This window comes from Anaerotignum propionicum DSM 1682, from assembly GCF_001561955.1.
Classification (GTDB): Bacteria; Bacillota; Clostridia; order Lachnospirales; family Anaerotignaceae; genus Chakrabartyella; species Chakrabartyella propionicum.
The window spans coordinates 2,642,300-2,657,542 of the sequence record NZ_CP014223.1; the positions used below are offsets into that span (position 1 = coordinate 2,642,300).

Here is a 15,243-nt window from a genome sequence, read left to right on the forward strand (position 1 = left end):
AGGAGGCGAAGCTGATGCGTATCGGTCTGGCTCAAATAGATATGGGCTTTGAACATAAACAATATGCAAGAACGCTTTGCCAGGAAATGATTCTTACTGGTGCAAAAGAAAACGTGGATTTTATGGTATTCCCCGAGATGACCTTAACAGGTTTTACCGTAAACATAAAGGAATTGGGGGAAGCTTTTGAAACCAGTGAGACCATTCAATTTTTCAAACAACAAGCTATCTTGCATCACATGGCAATCTGTTTCGGCCTGCCTATTGTGGATTCCCAAAAAGCTGAAAATCAATGTGTCATCCTATCTGCCACAGGGGAACTTCTGGCTAACTATGCAAAAATCCACCCCTTTTCTTTTGGTACCGAGAAGGAATTTTATATAGGAGGAACCACGCTGGCTTTCTGCCAAATAAAAGATTTTACCTTGTCACCCTTCATTTGCTATGACTTGCGGTTTCCTGAAATTTTTCAGATTGCCTCTAAGCAAAGCACTTTATTAGTGGTCATTGCCAACTGGCCTGTATCTCGTAAAGAAGATTGGTCAATTCTATTAAAAGCAAGGGCCATCGAAAACCAAGCCTTTGTGGTGGGTGTAAATCGGGCAGGCACCGGTGGTGGCCTTGCGTATTTTGGCGATAGCATGGTAATCTCCCCACGTGGAAAAATACTTGCCCAAGCAAAAGATGGAACCAATCTTACAACCTTTGATATTTCTTGTGAGGAAGCCCTTCAATGTAGAAATAAATTCCCTCTAAAATCTGACCGACGGCCTGAGCTGTATCAACAGCTTATGATAAACGTAAATGGAGAAAGGAGTTCCATATGATTCGTGTATTATTTGTATGCCATGGAAATATCTGTCGTTCCCCTATGGCAGAATTTCTATTTCGAGATATGTTGATAAAAAAGGGGCTAAATCAAGATTTTTATGTTGCCTCCGCCGCCACCAGTCGAGAAGAAATCGGTAATACTGTCTATCCCCCAGCAAAGAAAAAACTAAACTCTTTGGGAATAGATTGCAGTGGAAAAACAGCTCGGCAAGTGACTAAACAGGACTATGTTGATTTTGATTATCTGCTGGTAATGGAGGCCTATAACACAAAAAATATAATGAGAATCTTAGGGCATGACCCTCAAAAGAAAGTATATCGTCTTTTGGATTTCTCACAGCGCCCCAGAGATATTGCTGACCCTTGGTATTCAGGAGATTTCGATATTACCCATACGGATATTTTGGAGGGACTGGAAGCTTTTCTAGAATTTGCTTTGAAAAATGAACTGAATTGATGTAACGATTCATATTAACCTCTGGGATAAAAAAGCCTTTTGCCTATCATATGGAGACTATAAATACCCATAACAGCTTCCGTAACATCACAATAAAAAAATATCACGGAAATATAAGTATTTCTATTAATATCAACTCTTTTTAAACAAAGTTGAAATTTGGGAGGCATGCGGTTTTTATCCCGTTGCCTCCTCATTTTATTATCTATAGATTTATACCACGTTTTTATTTAGATAAATAACGTCACCTCTAAATCTTCAATTAATACTGCCCCATAGCGGCCTTCATAGTCCTAACAAATTCAGATACAGGCTCTATACATTCTCTCCCATAAGCTCCCACCATTTTCACAATTGCACTTCCCACAATAACACCATCGGCAACCGTACTCATTTCCGCAGCAGTTTCAGGGTTTGAAATGCCAAAGCCAATGGCACAGGGGATATCCTTAATCTCTTTCAACCTTGCCACCATTGCCCCAACATCTGTTGTAATTTCATTTCTGGTTCCCGTAACCCCCAAAGACGAAACACAATAAACAAACCCTTCTGCCTCCGCCGCAATTTTACTGATTCTATGTTTAGATGTGGGAGCAATGAGAGAAATCTGCTTAACTCCGTATTCCTGAAATTTATCCCCCATTTCTCCCTTTTCCTCAAAAGGAATGTCAGGAAGAATGACACAGCAGATACCGCAGTCCTTACATTTCAAAAGAAATCTGTCCAGACCATAGGTAAACACAAGATTGGCATAGGTCATAAAGGCAAGGGGTACATTAGATTTTTCTCGAATTTTCTTAACCATTGCAAAAATTTCATCTGTTGTAGTACCGCAATTTAAAGCCCGCTGACTGGCCTCTTGAATCACCAAGCCTTCGGCAACTGGGTCGGAAAAAGGTATCCCCAGTTCAATCAAATCAGCCCCAGCTTCCTCCATAGCATAAACCAGCTTCTCTGTGGTTTCCAAATCCGGGTCACCACAAGTAATAAAGGGAATGAATGCTTTTCCTTTGGAAAACGCTTTGTCTATGTAGTCTTGTGCTGTCAATTTATTCATAAATCTCAACCCCCTTGTATCTTGCAATCGCCGCCACATCTTTATCCCCTCGCCCCGAAACATTTACTACTATGATTTGGTCTTTCCCCATGGTAGGTGCCAGCTTCATTGCATAGGAAATTGCATGGGCACTTTCAATTGCAGGAATGATTCCTTCAATTCTTGAAAGATATTCAAAGGCTTCCACCGCCTCATCATCAGTAACAGGAACATATTCTGCTCTGCCTGCATCTCTTAAATAAGCATGCTCAGGCCCAATCCCTGGGTAGTCCAACCCCGCTGAAATAGAATAAACAGGAGCAATCTGACCATATTCATCCTGACAAAAATAAGACTTCATGCCATGAAAAATACCAACACTGCCTGTAGCCATGGTTGCGGCGGTATCCTTTGTGTCAACACCTCTTCCCGCCGCTTCACAACCAATGAGCCGCACCTCCTTATCCTCAATAAAATTGTAAAATGCTCCCATGGCATTGCTCCCTCCACCTACACAGGCAAGAACAGCATCAGGTAATCTGCCCTCCTTCTCTAGCACCTGCTCCTTGATTTCCTTGCTGATCACCGCCTGAAAATCACGCACGATCAACGGAAACGGATGAGGCCCCATTACCGAACCCAAAACATAATGGGTATCATCAATTCTTTGTGTCCACTCCCGAAAAGTTTCGTTTACTGCATCCTTCAGGGTCATCGTTCCGCTGGTAACGGAATGCACCTTTGCGCCCAAAAGCTCCATACGATACACATTTAAGGCTTGACGGTCAGTATCGTGCTTTCCCATATAAATTTCGCATTCCAACCCCATCAGTGCCGCGGCTGTTGCCGTTGCAACACCATGCTGACCTGCACCTGTTTCCGCAATAACTCTTGTCTTTCCCATTTTCTTTGCCAAGAGCACCTGCCCTAAAACGTTATTGATTTTGTGGGAACCAGTATGATTCAAATCCTCTCGCTTCAAATAAATCTTTGCACCACCAAGCTTCTCTGTCATATGCTTTGCATAATAAAGATTTGAAGGGCGCCCCGCAAAGTTACTCAATAAATCCTCCAGCTCTGCCACAAATTCAGGATCACCCTTGTATTTGTGATAAGCCTCTTCAAGCTCAATCACTGCGTTCATTAAAGTTTCAGGTATAAACTGTCCACCGAACTCTCCAAACCTGCCTTGTTTCTCTTTCATATAATCAATCCTTCCTCTTATAGTAGCTTTGCGAGGGCTACCACACCCATAAACTTTCTGTCATCCTTATATCCATTTGTTTCACAACCACTGCTCACATCAAAGGCAAAGGGCTTGCAGGTTCTTGCCGCCTTGCCCATATTACTGGCATTTAATCCCCCTGCTAGGAAATATGGTTTTTTGATAGGGGGAATCACTCTATGGTCAAAGGCCTCTCCGCTACCACCGTAATTGTACTCTCGGTAAGTATCTAATAATAAATACTCGCAAGGAAGTTTTTCCGCCGCCAAAATCTCCCCTGCATTTTTTACCCGCACCGCCTTTATAATGGGATTTTGTACAACCTCTTTTAACTGACGGATATAATCCTCATCCTCATCTCCATGAAGTTGAACCATATCAATAATTCCTTGGGAGCAAAGGTCTGCAATCAGAGAAATCTCCTCATTTACAAATACGCCAACTGCACTGATACCCAAATCCAGTTTACCCTTTAGCTGAGCAGCTTTTTCAGGGGACACATATCTTGCACTTGGTGGGTAAAACACAAACCCAATGAAATTAGGCTTATATGTGTTTGCCATTGTAATATCTTCTTCTCGGCTCAAACCGCATATTTTAATATTCATAATTCTCCTTTCAGAGCTTCCAGCTCTTTCTTTTTATCGTTTGCCCGCATTAGGGTTTCCCCAATCAAGACGGCGTCCAGTCCTGCGTCTCTTATTTTTGCAATATCTGTCGCAGTTTTTATGCCACTTTCCCCGATGGTAATTACATCCTTTGGGATATATCTTTTCAGTCTAACGCAGTTCTGAATGTCAACAGTAAAATCCTTTAAATTTCGGTTATTCACACCAATGATTCTTGCTCCCGCCTTTACCGCTGAAGCAATCTCTGTTTCATCATGAGCCTCCACAAGGGCACTCAAACCCAAATTGTCGCAGACTTTTATATATTGCTTTAATGTATCGGTTTCCAGCAAAGCACAAATCAATAAAACTGCCGAAGCTCCCAAGGCTTTTGCTTGATAAATCATATACGCATCCACCGTGAAATCCTTTCGCAAAAGCGGGCTTTTCACCTGCTTACTGATTTCAGCCAGATACTCATCTCGCCCAAGAAATTTTGTAGGCTCAGTCAGGACAGAAATACAGTCTGCTCCCCCTTGTTCATACTCCTTTGCAATTTCCAAATAAGGAAAGTCCTGTGTAATAATGCTTTTGGAAGGACTTGCTTTTTTCACCTCACAAATAAAAGCAAGACCCTCTTTTCGCAAGGCTTTCTCAAAGGCAAAGGGAGTATTTGTGTTATTGCTTTTAGCAAGCTCCTTCATTTCCTCCAAGGAAAACCTTTTTTTCTGTTCCGCTATACGTTTTCGTGCACTGTTTGCCAACTCATCCAGAATCATATTCTCCCCCCAATCATCGGTTCGTTGCTTGAATAAAGACTTCCAGCTTCTCCATTGCCTTGCCGCTTTCCAGCATTTCCTTTGCAATCTGAATCCCCTCTTGAATGGTATGACATTTCTCTGCAATATAGAGGGAAACCCCTGCATTCAAAAGCACCACATCCCGTTTTACCCCCTGCTCCTTCCCAGAAAGAATATCCAAGGCTATTTTCTTATTTTCCTCAGGATTACCACCTACAAGCTCTGATGGCTGACAATAGGTAAAACCGTAATCCTCAGGGTCAATCACACGGCTTTTTAACTTTCCGTTTCGTATCTCACAGGCTGTTGTTGTGGTTGTCATGGTGATTTCGTCCAAACCATCATCGCCGCAAACCACCATTCCCGCCTTGACTCCCAGATTCAACATAACTTGGGCGAGAGGGCGAACCAGTGCCTTATCATAAACCCCCATCAACTCCATATTTGCCCCTGCGGGGTTTGCAAGGGGGCCAAGAATATTAAAAATTGTTCTCACCCCCAAGCTTTTTCTCACAGGTGCTACAAACTTCATAGATGGGTGATATTTCTGAGCATACATGAAGCAGATATTATTTTCTTCAAGGCATTTGGTCATGACATCTATTTCCGCGGCAATGTTTACACCTAAGCTCTCCAAAACATCTGCCGCTCCGCATTTGCTGGAAACGCTTCTATTGCCGTGCTTTGCAACAGGTACCCCCGCCGCTGAAATCACAAAAGCTGAAATGGTAGAGATGTTAAAGGTAAACGCTTCATCCCCCCCGGTACCCACAATTTCTAGAACGTCCTTATCGTGGAGTAGTCTGGTGCAGGCTTTGCGCATTCCCTTTGCACTTGCAGTAATCTCGTCTATAGTTTCTCCCTTCATGCGAAGAGCTGTCAAATATGCCGCCATTTCAGTTTCTGAAGCACTTCCCGACATGATCTCATTCATTACCTCTTCCGCCATCTCTGTTGAAATATTGTGTTTTTCCATGGCCAGTTTCATTGCTTTCTTTATCATAAAAATTCACCTCCGATTTATAATTCTAGAAAGTTTTTCATAATTTCACTGCCGTACTGAGATAAAATGGACTCTGGGTGAAACTGCAAACCATAAATCTGCTTATCCTTCACCTTTACCGCCATAACCTCCCCATCAACCTCCCCAAGAATCTCCAGGGTTTCAGGTATTGTGCTCCGTTGTGCCACAAGAGAATGATATCTTGCCGCTTTTATTCTCTTTGGTAAATTCTCGAAAATGGGTGCAGAATTGTCTATTTCAATTTCGCTTTGTTTACCATGCATCAGCCTGTTTGCATGAACGATTTTTGCACCATAAACCTCACAAATTGCCTGATGCCCTAAACACACCCCCAAAATCTTATACTGATTCCCAAGCTTTTGAATGACCGCTTCACTGATTCCCGCTTCATGGGGGTAGCAAGGTCCAGGTGAAATAATAATGCTATTCGGATGAAGCTGGTCAATCTCCTCGGGAGTGATGCTGTCATTTCTAAACACCCTTATATCATCATCAAACTGATATGCGAGATGTACCAGATTGTATGTAAAGCTATCAAAATTATCAATTACCACAATCATAGGTCATTTGCCTCCTTTGCGTTTATAATGGCGTTTATGACTGCCTTAGCTTTGTTCTCACTCTCCAAATATTCGGATTCACCCACGCTGTCCGCCACAATGCCGCCCCCTGCCTGAACAAAAACCTTGTTGTTTTTTTTCACTGCCATACGAATGGCAATGCAAGTATCCAAGTTCCCTGTAAAATCAATGTATCCCAATGCCCCCCCATAAATCCCTCTGGGGCATCGTTCCGTTTCCTCAATGATCTCGCAAGCTCTCACCTTTGGTGCACCGGAAAGGGTTCCTGCGGGAAGAATTGCCTTGACTGCATCGTAAGCATCTAGCCCCTCTCTCAGTTCTCCATTCACTTCAGAACAAATGTGCATGATTTTTGAATATTTTATGACCTTCATATATTCAGCAACAGAAACCGTTAAGGGCTTTGCTATCCTACCAATATCGTTCCTCGCCAAATCCACCAGCATATTGTGCTCAGAAAGCTCTTTTTCATCTGCCATCAACTCTTTTTCAAAAGCTGTATCCTCTTCCTCTGTCAACCCCCTTGGTCTCGACCCTGCAATGGGGAAGGTGGAAATCTTTCCATCCCGAAGCTTTACAAGTGTCTCGGGGGAGGCAGAAAGTATCTGGGTATTATCACATTGCATAAACACCATGTAAGGTGATGGGTTTGTGGTTCTAAGCACTCGATAGGCATTGAGTAAACTGTCGTTGTAATCCGTTTCAAAACGCCTTGAGATAACTGCCTGAAAAATATCTCCATCGTAGATATATTCTTTCACCCGTTCCACAGCCTGACAAAATTCCTCTTTCGTAAAATTGCAAGTGAAATGGGGCACGCTTTTTGTAGTCTCTCTTTCTGTAGGCATCTGATTTGTTATAAACGCTGAGAGATTTTCTATCTCCGATATTGCCTCACCATAGTTTTCTAAAACCTGATCTGTTTTCATGTTCACAATAATTTGTATTTTTTGCTTCAAGTGGTCATAGGCAATGACCTTATCAAAAAGCATAAAATCATAATCGTCTATTTCATCTTTGGAAATATCCAATGTTGGTTCACAATAACCAATCACGGAATAGGCAAAATATCCAACCAAGCCGCCTGTAAAAGGAGGCATATCAGGCAGCTTTGGCGCTTTATATTGCTTCATTAGCTTCCTAAGTGCCTCAAAAGGCTCCTCTCCAATTAGTTTTCGCTCTCCGTTTTCTTCTACCACCACCGCGCCATTCCTGCAGGTAATACGCATAATGGGATTAAAACCAAGAAAGGAATATCTGCCCCACTTTTCCCCTCCCTCTATGCTTTCCAGAAGAAAATATCGGTGATGATGCTTGGAAATTCTTCTTAACAAAGAAATCGGTGTGATCACATCAGCGTAAATCTCCTTTGCAATGGGTATCATTTCATATTTTTCTGCCAGCTTGCTAATTGTTTCTGCGTTTGGTTTCATGCTCATAATGGCGCTCCTTTCGATTTTTGGTAATAAAAAAAGCCTTTGCCCCTTAACCAAGGGACAAAAGCTTATAGCCTCTGCGATACCACCCAAATTACCTGTATTAAAAAAATACAGATCACTCATTTTATGTACAAACATACACACCCCACTGATAACGGACAGGGTTCCCGTCGGACATTACTTTCGCCTAAGCGATTTCTTTCCGCCCTCACAAGTCCATTCGGAACAACAACACTGCCGCTTCACACCATCCAACGACTCTCTGAAAGTGATTTGTTATGCCTACTCTTCTTGTTCTACGGTTTCAATTTTTGCTAATTGTAGCACTTGCATTTTTCTCTGTCAAGTATTTCATTTAATAATATTTAGTTATATTTAAAAATATACCTAAATTTTCTTATGAAAATGATTTTTATTCTGATTTTTCCATAAATATTTTTCTTTTTCACACAATGAAAATAAATCGCATTATGAATGGTAAAACCCTGCAAACTAAGCATGTTTAATAATATAAAAAGGCTGTGCCCATTCCTTAGCACAACCCTTTTGCTTAGTCAATGTATCTCTTAAACAAATATTTCGCCCTTCAAATACAGTATGGCGCCGCCACGAATTTGTACCCGTTCCCCTGCGTTCTTGCAGTGCAATACGCCACCCCTTTGGGAAACCTGCTTTGCAACCATCTCTTCCTTACCCAATTTATTCGCCCAATAAGGAATCAAGGTGCTGTGGGCAGAGCCTGTAACGGGGTCTTCGTCAATTCCTGCTTTTGGCACAAAACATCTGGAAACAAAGTCAAATTCTGTCCCCTTTGCAGTTGCCACCAAAAGCATACCTTCTTTCAGCTTCTCTACTTTCTCAAAATCAGGCTTTAACTCTATTACACTTTTTTCATCCTCCAGCAATAAAATTAAATCTCTTGATAAGTATGCCTCTAAAGGCCTTGCGCCAATGGCTTTTTCCATTTCTTCTGTCACCTTAATCTCCATAGGCATCCAGCTGGGAAAATCCATTTCAAGCAAGTCACCACTTTTCGTCACAGTTAAAATACCGCTTAATGTGGAAAACTCCATTTTCACAACCTCTTTATCTATAAAATTGGCAACAACAAAAGCTGCTCCTAAAGTTGCATGGCCGCAAAGGTCAATCTCCACTATTGGCGTAAACCATTTTAAATCATATTTTCCCAATTCTCTCTTGAAAACAAATGCCGTTTCCGATAAATTATTCTCTGCGGCAATACTCTGCATCATTTCTTTTGACAATTGCTCCTCCAGAACACAGACTCCTGCAGGATTTCCCCCAAACACATTTTCCGCAAAGGCATCCACAACGAAATATTTCATAAATATCGCTCCTCTCCTTGATAATTTGTATAAATGCATCTATAATGCAATTATAATTTGCATATTGTATGGCTTCAAGGAGGAAATTGTATGTCATACAAAAAAGGAGAAAAAGTATGCCTGTCAATTCATTTGAAGATTATCCTATGTCTTGGAAACCGGAAAAGTCAAAATTAACACAGCCATTATATCTTTCTTTGGCAAAGCTTTTGGAGCAAGATATTAAAGACGGTACATTGGTACCCCATACAAAGCTGCCTCCCCAAAGGGAACTTGCAGACTATTTGGATATCAATTTAAGCACAGTTACAAAAGCCTTCAAGCTCTGTCAGTTAAATGGGTTTCTATATGCCGTTATCGGCAGAGGTACATTCGTATCTCCAAATGCCGGTGTTTCCATCGCCATACAAGATACCAAAACAAATCGAAATACCATTGAATTCGGGATTATTAAACCATTGGATTTCATGAATCAATATACAGAAGATGCAATGAAAAAAGTTCTGGCAAACAGTTCGGTGGATTCCCTTTTGGACTATAGCGCCCCCTTCGGCTCTCCCTATCAAAAAAGTGCAGCATTAAAGTGGTTTTCTAAATTCGGGCTACATCCCCATGCAGAAGATATTTTTTTTACCACTGGAGGCCAAAATGCCTTTGCGGTTGTGCTTATTACGTTATTTCACCATGGAGATAAAATTGCAACAGACCGCTTTACTTATTCCAACTTTATTGAGCTTGCAAATATGCTAAATATTAAGCTTGTGCCCATTCAAGGGGATGAAAAAGGAATTCTTCCCGAGGATTTAGAAATGCAATGTCGCTTGCAAGGGATACAGGGCGTATATCTCGTTCCTACCTATAGCAATCCCGTGGGAACCTTAATGGATACCCCCCGAAAAGAGGCCTTGGCAAAAATCATCAGAAACCAACACCTAACCCTGATTGAAGATGATATTTATGCATTTCTGGCACCGCCGGATTATGTACCCCTTTCGGTATTCTGCCCCCAAGAGGGCTGTTATATTGCTAGCCTATCAAAATCAATTTGCCCGGGGCTGCGGGTTGCAATCATGTCTGTGCCCCATCGCTTTACTGCCCTGATTGCCCGAGGTATTTTTAATATCAATGTGAAAACCTCATCAATTAGTATTGAAACTGGGGCATATATGATTCATACCGGCATAGCCGAGGAGATTATAGAAAAAAAGAAATCTCTGGCTTACAAAAGAAATTTGATTTTCGAACAATATTTTCCCAGTATCTCCCCTACACCACTCTCCTTTTGCCGTTGGCTACCCTTGCCCCAGGCTCTTTATGATTTGCCTATGGAGCAGTTAGCTATGGAAGAAGGAATACATTTGTTTCACTCAAATCGTTTTTTAGTAGGAACGCCCCCTAAGGAGCAATTCCTTCGCATTGCCATTTCCTCTGCGGATACAAAAGAGGATTTAGAATATGGCTTAGAAAAGCTAAAAAGACTTTTGTTTGAGGATGAACGTAAAGTAAATGATTTTACCATCATTATTTAATCACATAAGTATTTTTCTTATATTCTATCCTCAGAAAAAAGTGTAAATAATATCTGCAATTAAAGATTCATCTATTTAAATAAATACGAATGTAGTTCCACAAAAAAAGGATTATTCCAATAAGAAGAATAATCCTTTTTCTCTATTCCTGCCCTACCAAATCTTCCTCTGCTGGGTTCACATGCACCATACAATGCTTAACTTCTTGAAAATTATTTTCAATTGCTTCATGTACTTGCTCTGCAATGGTATGAGCCTCGCTTAATGTCATATGTCTGTTGGCGGCAATTTCCACATCTACATAGATTCTGGCGCCAAATAAGCGGGTTTGCATTTGGTCGATGCCCGTTACGCCTTCTTGGGAAAGAATAATGTCACGCATGCGTTCCACAGTCTCATTGTCACAGGCAGTATCCAGCATTTTATTAATAGCATCCATAAAAATATCATAAGCTGCCTTCACAATAAAAACACAGATAATGACGCTTGCCAAAGGGTCACATATAGGATAGCCTAATCTTGCACCGATAATACCAACCATACTCCCTATGGAGGACATAGCATCAGAGCGATGATGCCATGCATCTGCCATCAAAGCGCCTGAATTCACCTTGTTTGCCGCAGCTCTGGTATACCAATACATACCTTCCTTCACAACGATGGATACAATTGCCGCAATCAAAGCCAATATTCCCGGCATTGCCAAGTTCAACTCATTGGCATGAATGATTTTCAGAACACCTTCATAACCAATGACAATCCCTGTTGCACATAAAATGCCCGCTAGAATCAATGCCGCAACGCATTCAATCCTCTCATGCCCATATTGATGATGCTCATCTGACTCCTTGGCTGATAATTTGTATCCTATCATGACAACAATGGTACTAAGTACATCTGACGCAGAATGAATACCGTCAGAAATCATGGCGCCAGAACTGGCGATCACACCTGCTGCCACCTTGCCAACGGACAAAATAATATTTGCTATCATGGATTTTGCGGATACGCTCATTACAATTTTCTCATTTTCTTCAGCATTGCTTTTCTCTGCTTCCAAAATAAAACCCTCCATTTTCAATTCTATTTTATTCTATCCAAATGTAGGCGAGAAAATAATATAAAAAACGCCCACAAGGAACATATTACTGTCCCGCAGGCGTTTATCTGCTGCTGCTTGCCCGGCCACATGGCTATTATGCCATTGCCTGATCAGTTCTTAACATTCTAATATAAGAAACTGTTTTTTTCAAGTATTATTTTTAAATAATGCTTTCCTGTTTTTACTCCTTAAACAGATCTTTCATTTTTTCTGAAAAAGATTTTTTTTCTTCGGAGGCACTCTTACTTTCATTGGTATTTACAGCCTCATCTTTATAAAACTGACGCAACAAATCTTTCTGTTTCTCATTCAAATCTATAGGAATCTGCACCTTCAAAGTTACAACCTGGTTTCCACGAACCTTGGGATTTCTTAAATTGGGGACACCAACACCCCTTAAAGTCACTACTGTTTCCGGTTGTGTTCCAGGCTTAACGCTATATTTCTGCTCACCGTCAATGGTTTTGATTGTGATTTCGCCACCTAACGCCGCCTGTACAAAGGTAATGGGCACATCGCAATACACATCAAATCCCTTTCTGATAAACATAGGGTCTGGCTGTACATAAACGGTTACCAGTAAATCGCCGTAGCCACCGCCATTTTCACCAATTTCCCCTTTGTTTGCCAAACGAATGGTCTGACCGTTATCGATGCCCTTGGGAATGTTCACTTCATATTTCTTATTCTTCTTCACCTTACCTGTACCGCGGCAAGTGGAACATGGATCTTTAATAATCTTCCCGGTACCTTGACATTGGCTGCAAGTACGCACTGAGGTAACCGAACCAAACATGGACTGTTGAACAAATCTCTCCTGTCCTGTGCCATTGCATTTCGGGCAGCTTTCTGCATGGGTACCAGTCTTTGCTCCAGTTCCATGGCAAGTTTCACATTCATCGTATATACTTACGGAAATTTCCTTTGTGCAGCCAAATGCCGCCTCTGCAAAGCTAAGCTGAATATTTACATTTATATCATTCCCACGTCTTGGGCCGGTTCTGCGGGTGCTTCCGCTAAATCCACCAAAGCCGAACATGCTGCCGAAAATATCGCCCAAATCTCCCATATCAAACCCTTGGCCATAAAATCCACCGCCTGCACCGCCCTGTTCAAAAGCAGAATGGCCAAACTGGTCATATTGCGCTCTTTTTTGAGAATCGCTCAGAACTTCATAGGCTTCATTGACTTCTTTAAACTTTGCCTCAGCCTCTTTATCTCCGGGGTTTTGGTCAGGATGATATTTCACTGCCATTTTACGATAAGCCTTTTTTAGCTCTGCGTCAGAAGCGCCTTTGCCTACCCCCAGTATTTCATAATAATCTCTTTTCTCTGCCAACTTCCTCACCACCTTATTCCTTCAAGGTCTATTTACAGCAAAAGCAGGGGCGGATAACCGCCCTTGCCATGCAGAACTCTTTTATTTTACAGTTCTTTGCCTTCGCCGTCAACCACATTTGGGTCCGCACCGTTAGGGTCTGCACCCTGAGCTGCCTGTGCCTGCTGATACAACTTTTCAGAAATCTTGTAGAATTCCTGGGTCAACGCTTCTGTTGCGGCTTTCAGCCTCTCTACATCAGCCTCTGTCATTGTTTCAGCGTTCATATCCTTTGCTGTATCTTTCAATTTGCTCAATTCAGCTTCTACAGCGCTCTTTTCTTCATCACTCAGCTTGCCTTCCAGCTCGCCCAGTGTCTTTTCTGTCTGGAAGATCAAAGAATCTGCTTCATTTTTTGCATCAATTGCTTCTTTTCTCTTTCTGTCATCTTCTGCAAACTGTTCTGCTTCTTTTACTGCCTTTTCGATTTCATCATCGCTGAGGTTAGAACCTGCGGTAATGGTGATTTTCTGTTCCTTGCCTGTGCCCAAATCCTTAGCGGAAACGTTTACAATACCGTTGGCATCAATATCGAAGGATACTTCAATCTGAGGAACACCACGTCTTGCTGGAGCAATGCCATCCAGTTTAAAGCGTCCCAATGTTTTATTATCCTTAGCCAAAGGTCTTTCACCCTGTACAACGTGGATATCAACTGCTGTTTGATTATCGTCTGCTGTGGAAAAAACCTGTTTTTTGTTTGTAGGGATTGTAGTATTTCTGTCGATGAGCTTTGTTGCAACCCCACCCAATGTCTCAATACCTAAGGATAGAGGTGTAACGTCTAACAGAAGCACACTGCCTGCACCCTCATCACCTGCTAATTTACCACCCTGGATTGCCGCACCAACTGCAACGCACTCATCAGGGTTAATGCCCTTGAAAGGCTCTTTTCCTGTATATTTTTTCACTGCATCCTGTACAGATGGCATTCTTGTGGAACCACCAACCAATAATACCTTGTCAATTTCACTTGCGTTAAGTCCTGCATCAGACAATGCCTGACGAACTGGGCCCATAGTACCATCAACCAAGTCAGCTGTTAATTCATCAAATTTTGCTCTGCTAAGGGTAACATCCAAGTGCTTAGGACCATCCTGATTCATAGTGATGAAAGGAAGGTTGATGTTGGTTGTGGTTACTGTAGAAAGCTCTTTTTTCGCTTTTTCCGCAGCTTCTTTCAATCTCTGCATTGCCATTTTGTCTTTGCTTAAATCCATGCCTTCAGCCTTTTTAAATTCAGCCACTAAAAAGTCAATGACTCTCTGGTCGAAATCATCGCCACCCAAACGAGTGTTACCATTTGTGGAAAGAACCTCGATAACGCCATCACCAATTTCAATAATGGAAACGTCGAATGTACCGCCGCCCAAGTCGTAAACCATAATTTTCTGTTCATGTTCGTTATCCAAACCGTATGCCAATGCGGCAGATGTAGGCTCGTTGATAATACGCTTTACTTCCAAGCCCGCAATACGACCAGCATCCTTTGTTGCCTGTCTCTGAGCATCATTAAAATAAGCAGGAACCGTAATAACCGCCTCAGAAACAGTTTCGCCCAAATAGCTTTCTGCATCCGCTTTTAATTTCTGCAAAACCATTGCGGAAATCTCCTGAGGAGAATAGCCTTTTCCTTCAATATCTACTTTGTAGTTTTCGCCCATTCTTCTTTTGATAGAGCTGATTGTATTATCAGGGTTTGTAATCGCCTGACGCTTTGCAGTCTCACCAACCAGTCTTTCACCGTTTTTTGCAAAACCAACAACGGAAGGAGTTGTTCTTGCACCATCACTGTTTACAATAACAACAGGCTGACCGCCTTCCATAACTGCAACGCAAGAGTTGGTTGTTCCTAAGTCAATACCAATAATTTTTCCCATAACCTTA

14 protein-coding genes, 1 riboswitch and 1 other annotated feature are annotated in these 15,243 nt (G+C 41.8%); of the genes, 3 read left to right on the top strand and 11 right to left on the bottom strand.

Features of this window, described 5'->3' with window-relative positions:
• The first annotated feature begins 14 nt into the window (after positions 1-14).
• Positions 15-827 carry a nitrilase-related carbon-nitrogen hydrolase gene (locus CPRO_RS12460; RefSeq protein WP_066052418.1) on the top strand — a complete coding sequence of 271 codons (813 nt, stop codon included), beginning with the start codon at positions 15-17 and terminating at the stop codon, positions 825-827.
• Positions 824-1,288 (top strand): low molecular weight protein-tyrosine-phosphatase, encoded by a 465-nt coding sequence (locus tag CPRO_RS12465; protein WP_066052421.1) that lies wholly within the window; start codon positions 824-826, stop codon positions 1,286-1,288. The genes CPRO_RS12460 and CPRO_RS12465 overlap by 4 nt, the downstream gene beginning before the upstream one ends.
• A gap of 262 nt (positions 1,289-1,550) precedes the next feature.
• On the opposite strand, the gene trpA is transcribed toward CPRO_RS12465, so the two are convergent.
• From trpA to CPRO_RS12505, 8 genes are all read right to left on the bottom strand, one after another.
• Positions 1,551-2,345 carry a tryptophan synthase subunit alpha gene (gene trpA / locus CPRO_RS12470; protein WP_066052423.1) on the bottom strand — a complete coding sequence of 265 codons (795 nt, stop codon included), beginning with the start codon at positions 2,343-2,345 and terminating at the stop codon, positions 1,551-1,553.
• On the bottom strand, positions 2,338-3,528 hold the full coding sequence (trpB, locus tag CPRO_RS12475; protein ID WP_066052426.1) for a tryptophan synthase subunit beta: 1,191 nt from the start codon (positions 3,526-3,528) through the stop codon (positions 2,338-2,340). Before trpB ends, trpA begins: the two co-directional genes overlap by 8 nt.
• 17 nt (positions 3,529-3,545) lie before the next feature.
• Positions 3,546-4,157, bottom strand: a complete 612-nt coding sequence (locus CPRO_RS12480) for a phosphoribosylanthranilate isomerase (protein WP_066052429.1) — start codon at positions 4,155-4,157, stop codon at positions 3,546-3,548.
• Positions 4,154-4,936, bottom strand: a complete 783-nt coding sequence (trpC, locus tag CPRO_RS12485) for an indole-3-glycerol phosphate synthase TrpC (RefSeq protein ID WP_066052432.1) — start codon at positions 4,934-4,936, stop codon at positions 4,154-4,156. The genes CPRO_RS12480 and trpC overlap by 4 nt, the downstream gene beginning before the upstream one ends.
• A gap of 13 nt (positions 4,937-4,949) precedes the next feature.
• Complete coding sequence (gene trpD, locus CPRO_RS12490; RefSeq protein WP_066052434.1) at positions 4,950-5,960, bottom strand: anthranilate phosphoribosyltransferase; 1,011 nt, start codon at positions 5,958-5,960, stop codon at positions 4,950-4,952.
• A gap of 17 nt (positions 5,961-5,977) precedes the next feature.
• Positions 5,978-6,541, bottom strand: coding sequence for an anthranilate synthase component II (locus CPRO_RS12495; protein WP_066052437.1), 564 nt, complete (start codon positions 6,539-6,541; stop codon positions 5,978-5,980).
• Positions 6,538-8,001 carry an anthranilate synthase component I gene (gene trpE, locus CPRO_RS12500; RefSeq protein ID WP_066054047.1) on the bottom strand — a complete coding sequence of 488 codons (1,464 nt, stop codon included), beginning with the start codon at positions 7,999-8,001 and terminating at the stop codon, positions 6,538-6,540. Before trpE ends, CPRO_RS12495 begins: the two co-directional genes overlap by 4 nt.
• 50 nt (positions 8,002-8,051) lie before the next feature.
• Positions 8,052-8,309 (bottom strand) — a binding site (T-box leader).
• Between the two features lie 258 nt (positions 8,310-8,567).
• The gene (locus CPRO_RS12505) at positions 8,568-9,347 is read right to left on the bottom strand and encodes a PhzF family phenazine biosynthesis protein (RefSeq protein ID WP_066052439.1); all 780 of its coding nucleotides are present in this window, start codon (positions 9,345-9,347) and stop codon (positions 8,568-8,570) included.
• Positions 9,348-9,463: 116 nt separating this feature from the next.
• Between CPRO_RS12505 and CPRO_RS12510 the strand changes: the two genes are divergently transcribed.
• Positions 9,464-10,876: an aminotransferase-like domain-containing protein gene (locus tag CPRO_RS12510; protein ID WP_066052441.1), complete on the top strand. Its 1,413-nt coding sequence runs from the start codon at positions 9,464-9,466 to the stop codon at positions 10,874-10,876.
• Between the two features lie 142 nt (positions 10,877-11,018).
• Here the strand turns inward: CPRO_RS12510 and CPRO_RS12515 are convergent, their stop codons facing one another.
• The 3 genes from CPRO_RS12515 to dnaK form a co-directional block, all read right to left on the bottom strand.
• A complete protein-coding gene (locus CPRO_RS12515) occupies positions 11,019-11,891 on the bottom strand; it encodes a cation diffusion facilitator family transporter (protein ID WP_200777662.1) in 873 nt (290 codons plus the stop codon).
• Between the two features lie 131 nt (positions 11,892-12,022).
• A riboswitch (NiCo riboswitch) is annotated at positions 12,023-12,102 on the bottom strand.
• A 57-nt stretch (positions 12,103-12,159) separates the two neighbouring features.
• A complete protein-coding gene (gene dnaJ / locus CPRO_RS12520) occupies positions 12,160-13,317 on the bottom strand; it encodes a molecular chaperone DnaJ (RefSeq protein WP_066052447.1) in 1,158 nt (385 codons plus the stop codon).
• An 86-nt stretch (positions 13,318-13,403) separates the two neighbouring features.
• Positions 13,404-15,236: a molecular chaperone DnaK gene (dnaK, locus tag CPRO_RS12525; protein ID WP_066052450.1), complete on the bottom strand. Its 1,833-nt coding sequence runs from the start codon at positions 15,234-15,236 to the stop codon at positions 13,404-13,406.
• Positions 15,237-15,243 lie beyond the last annotated feature (7 nt).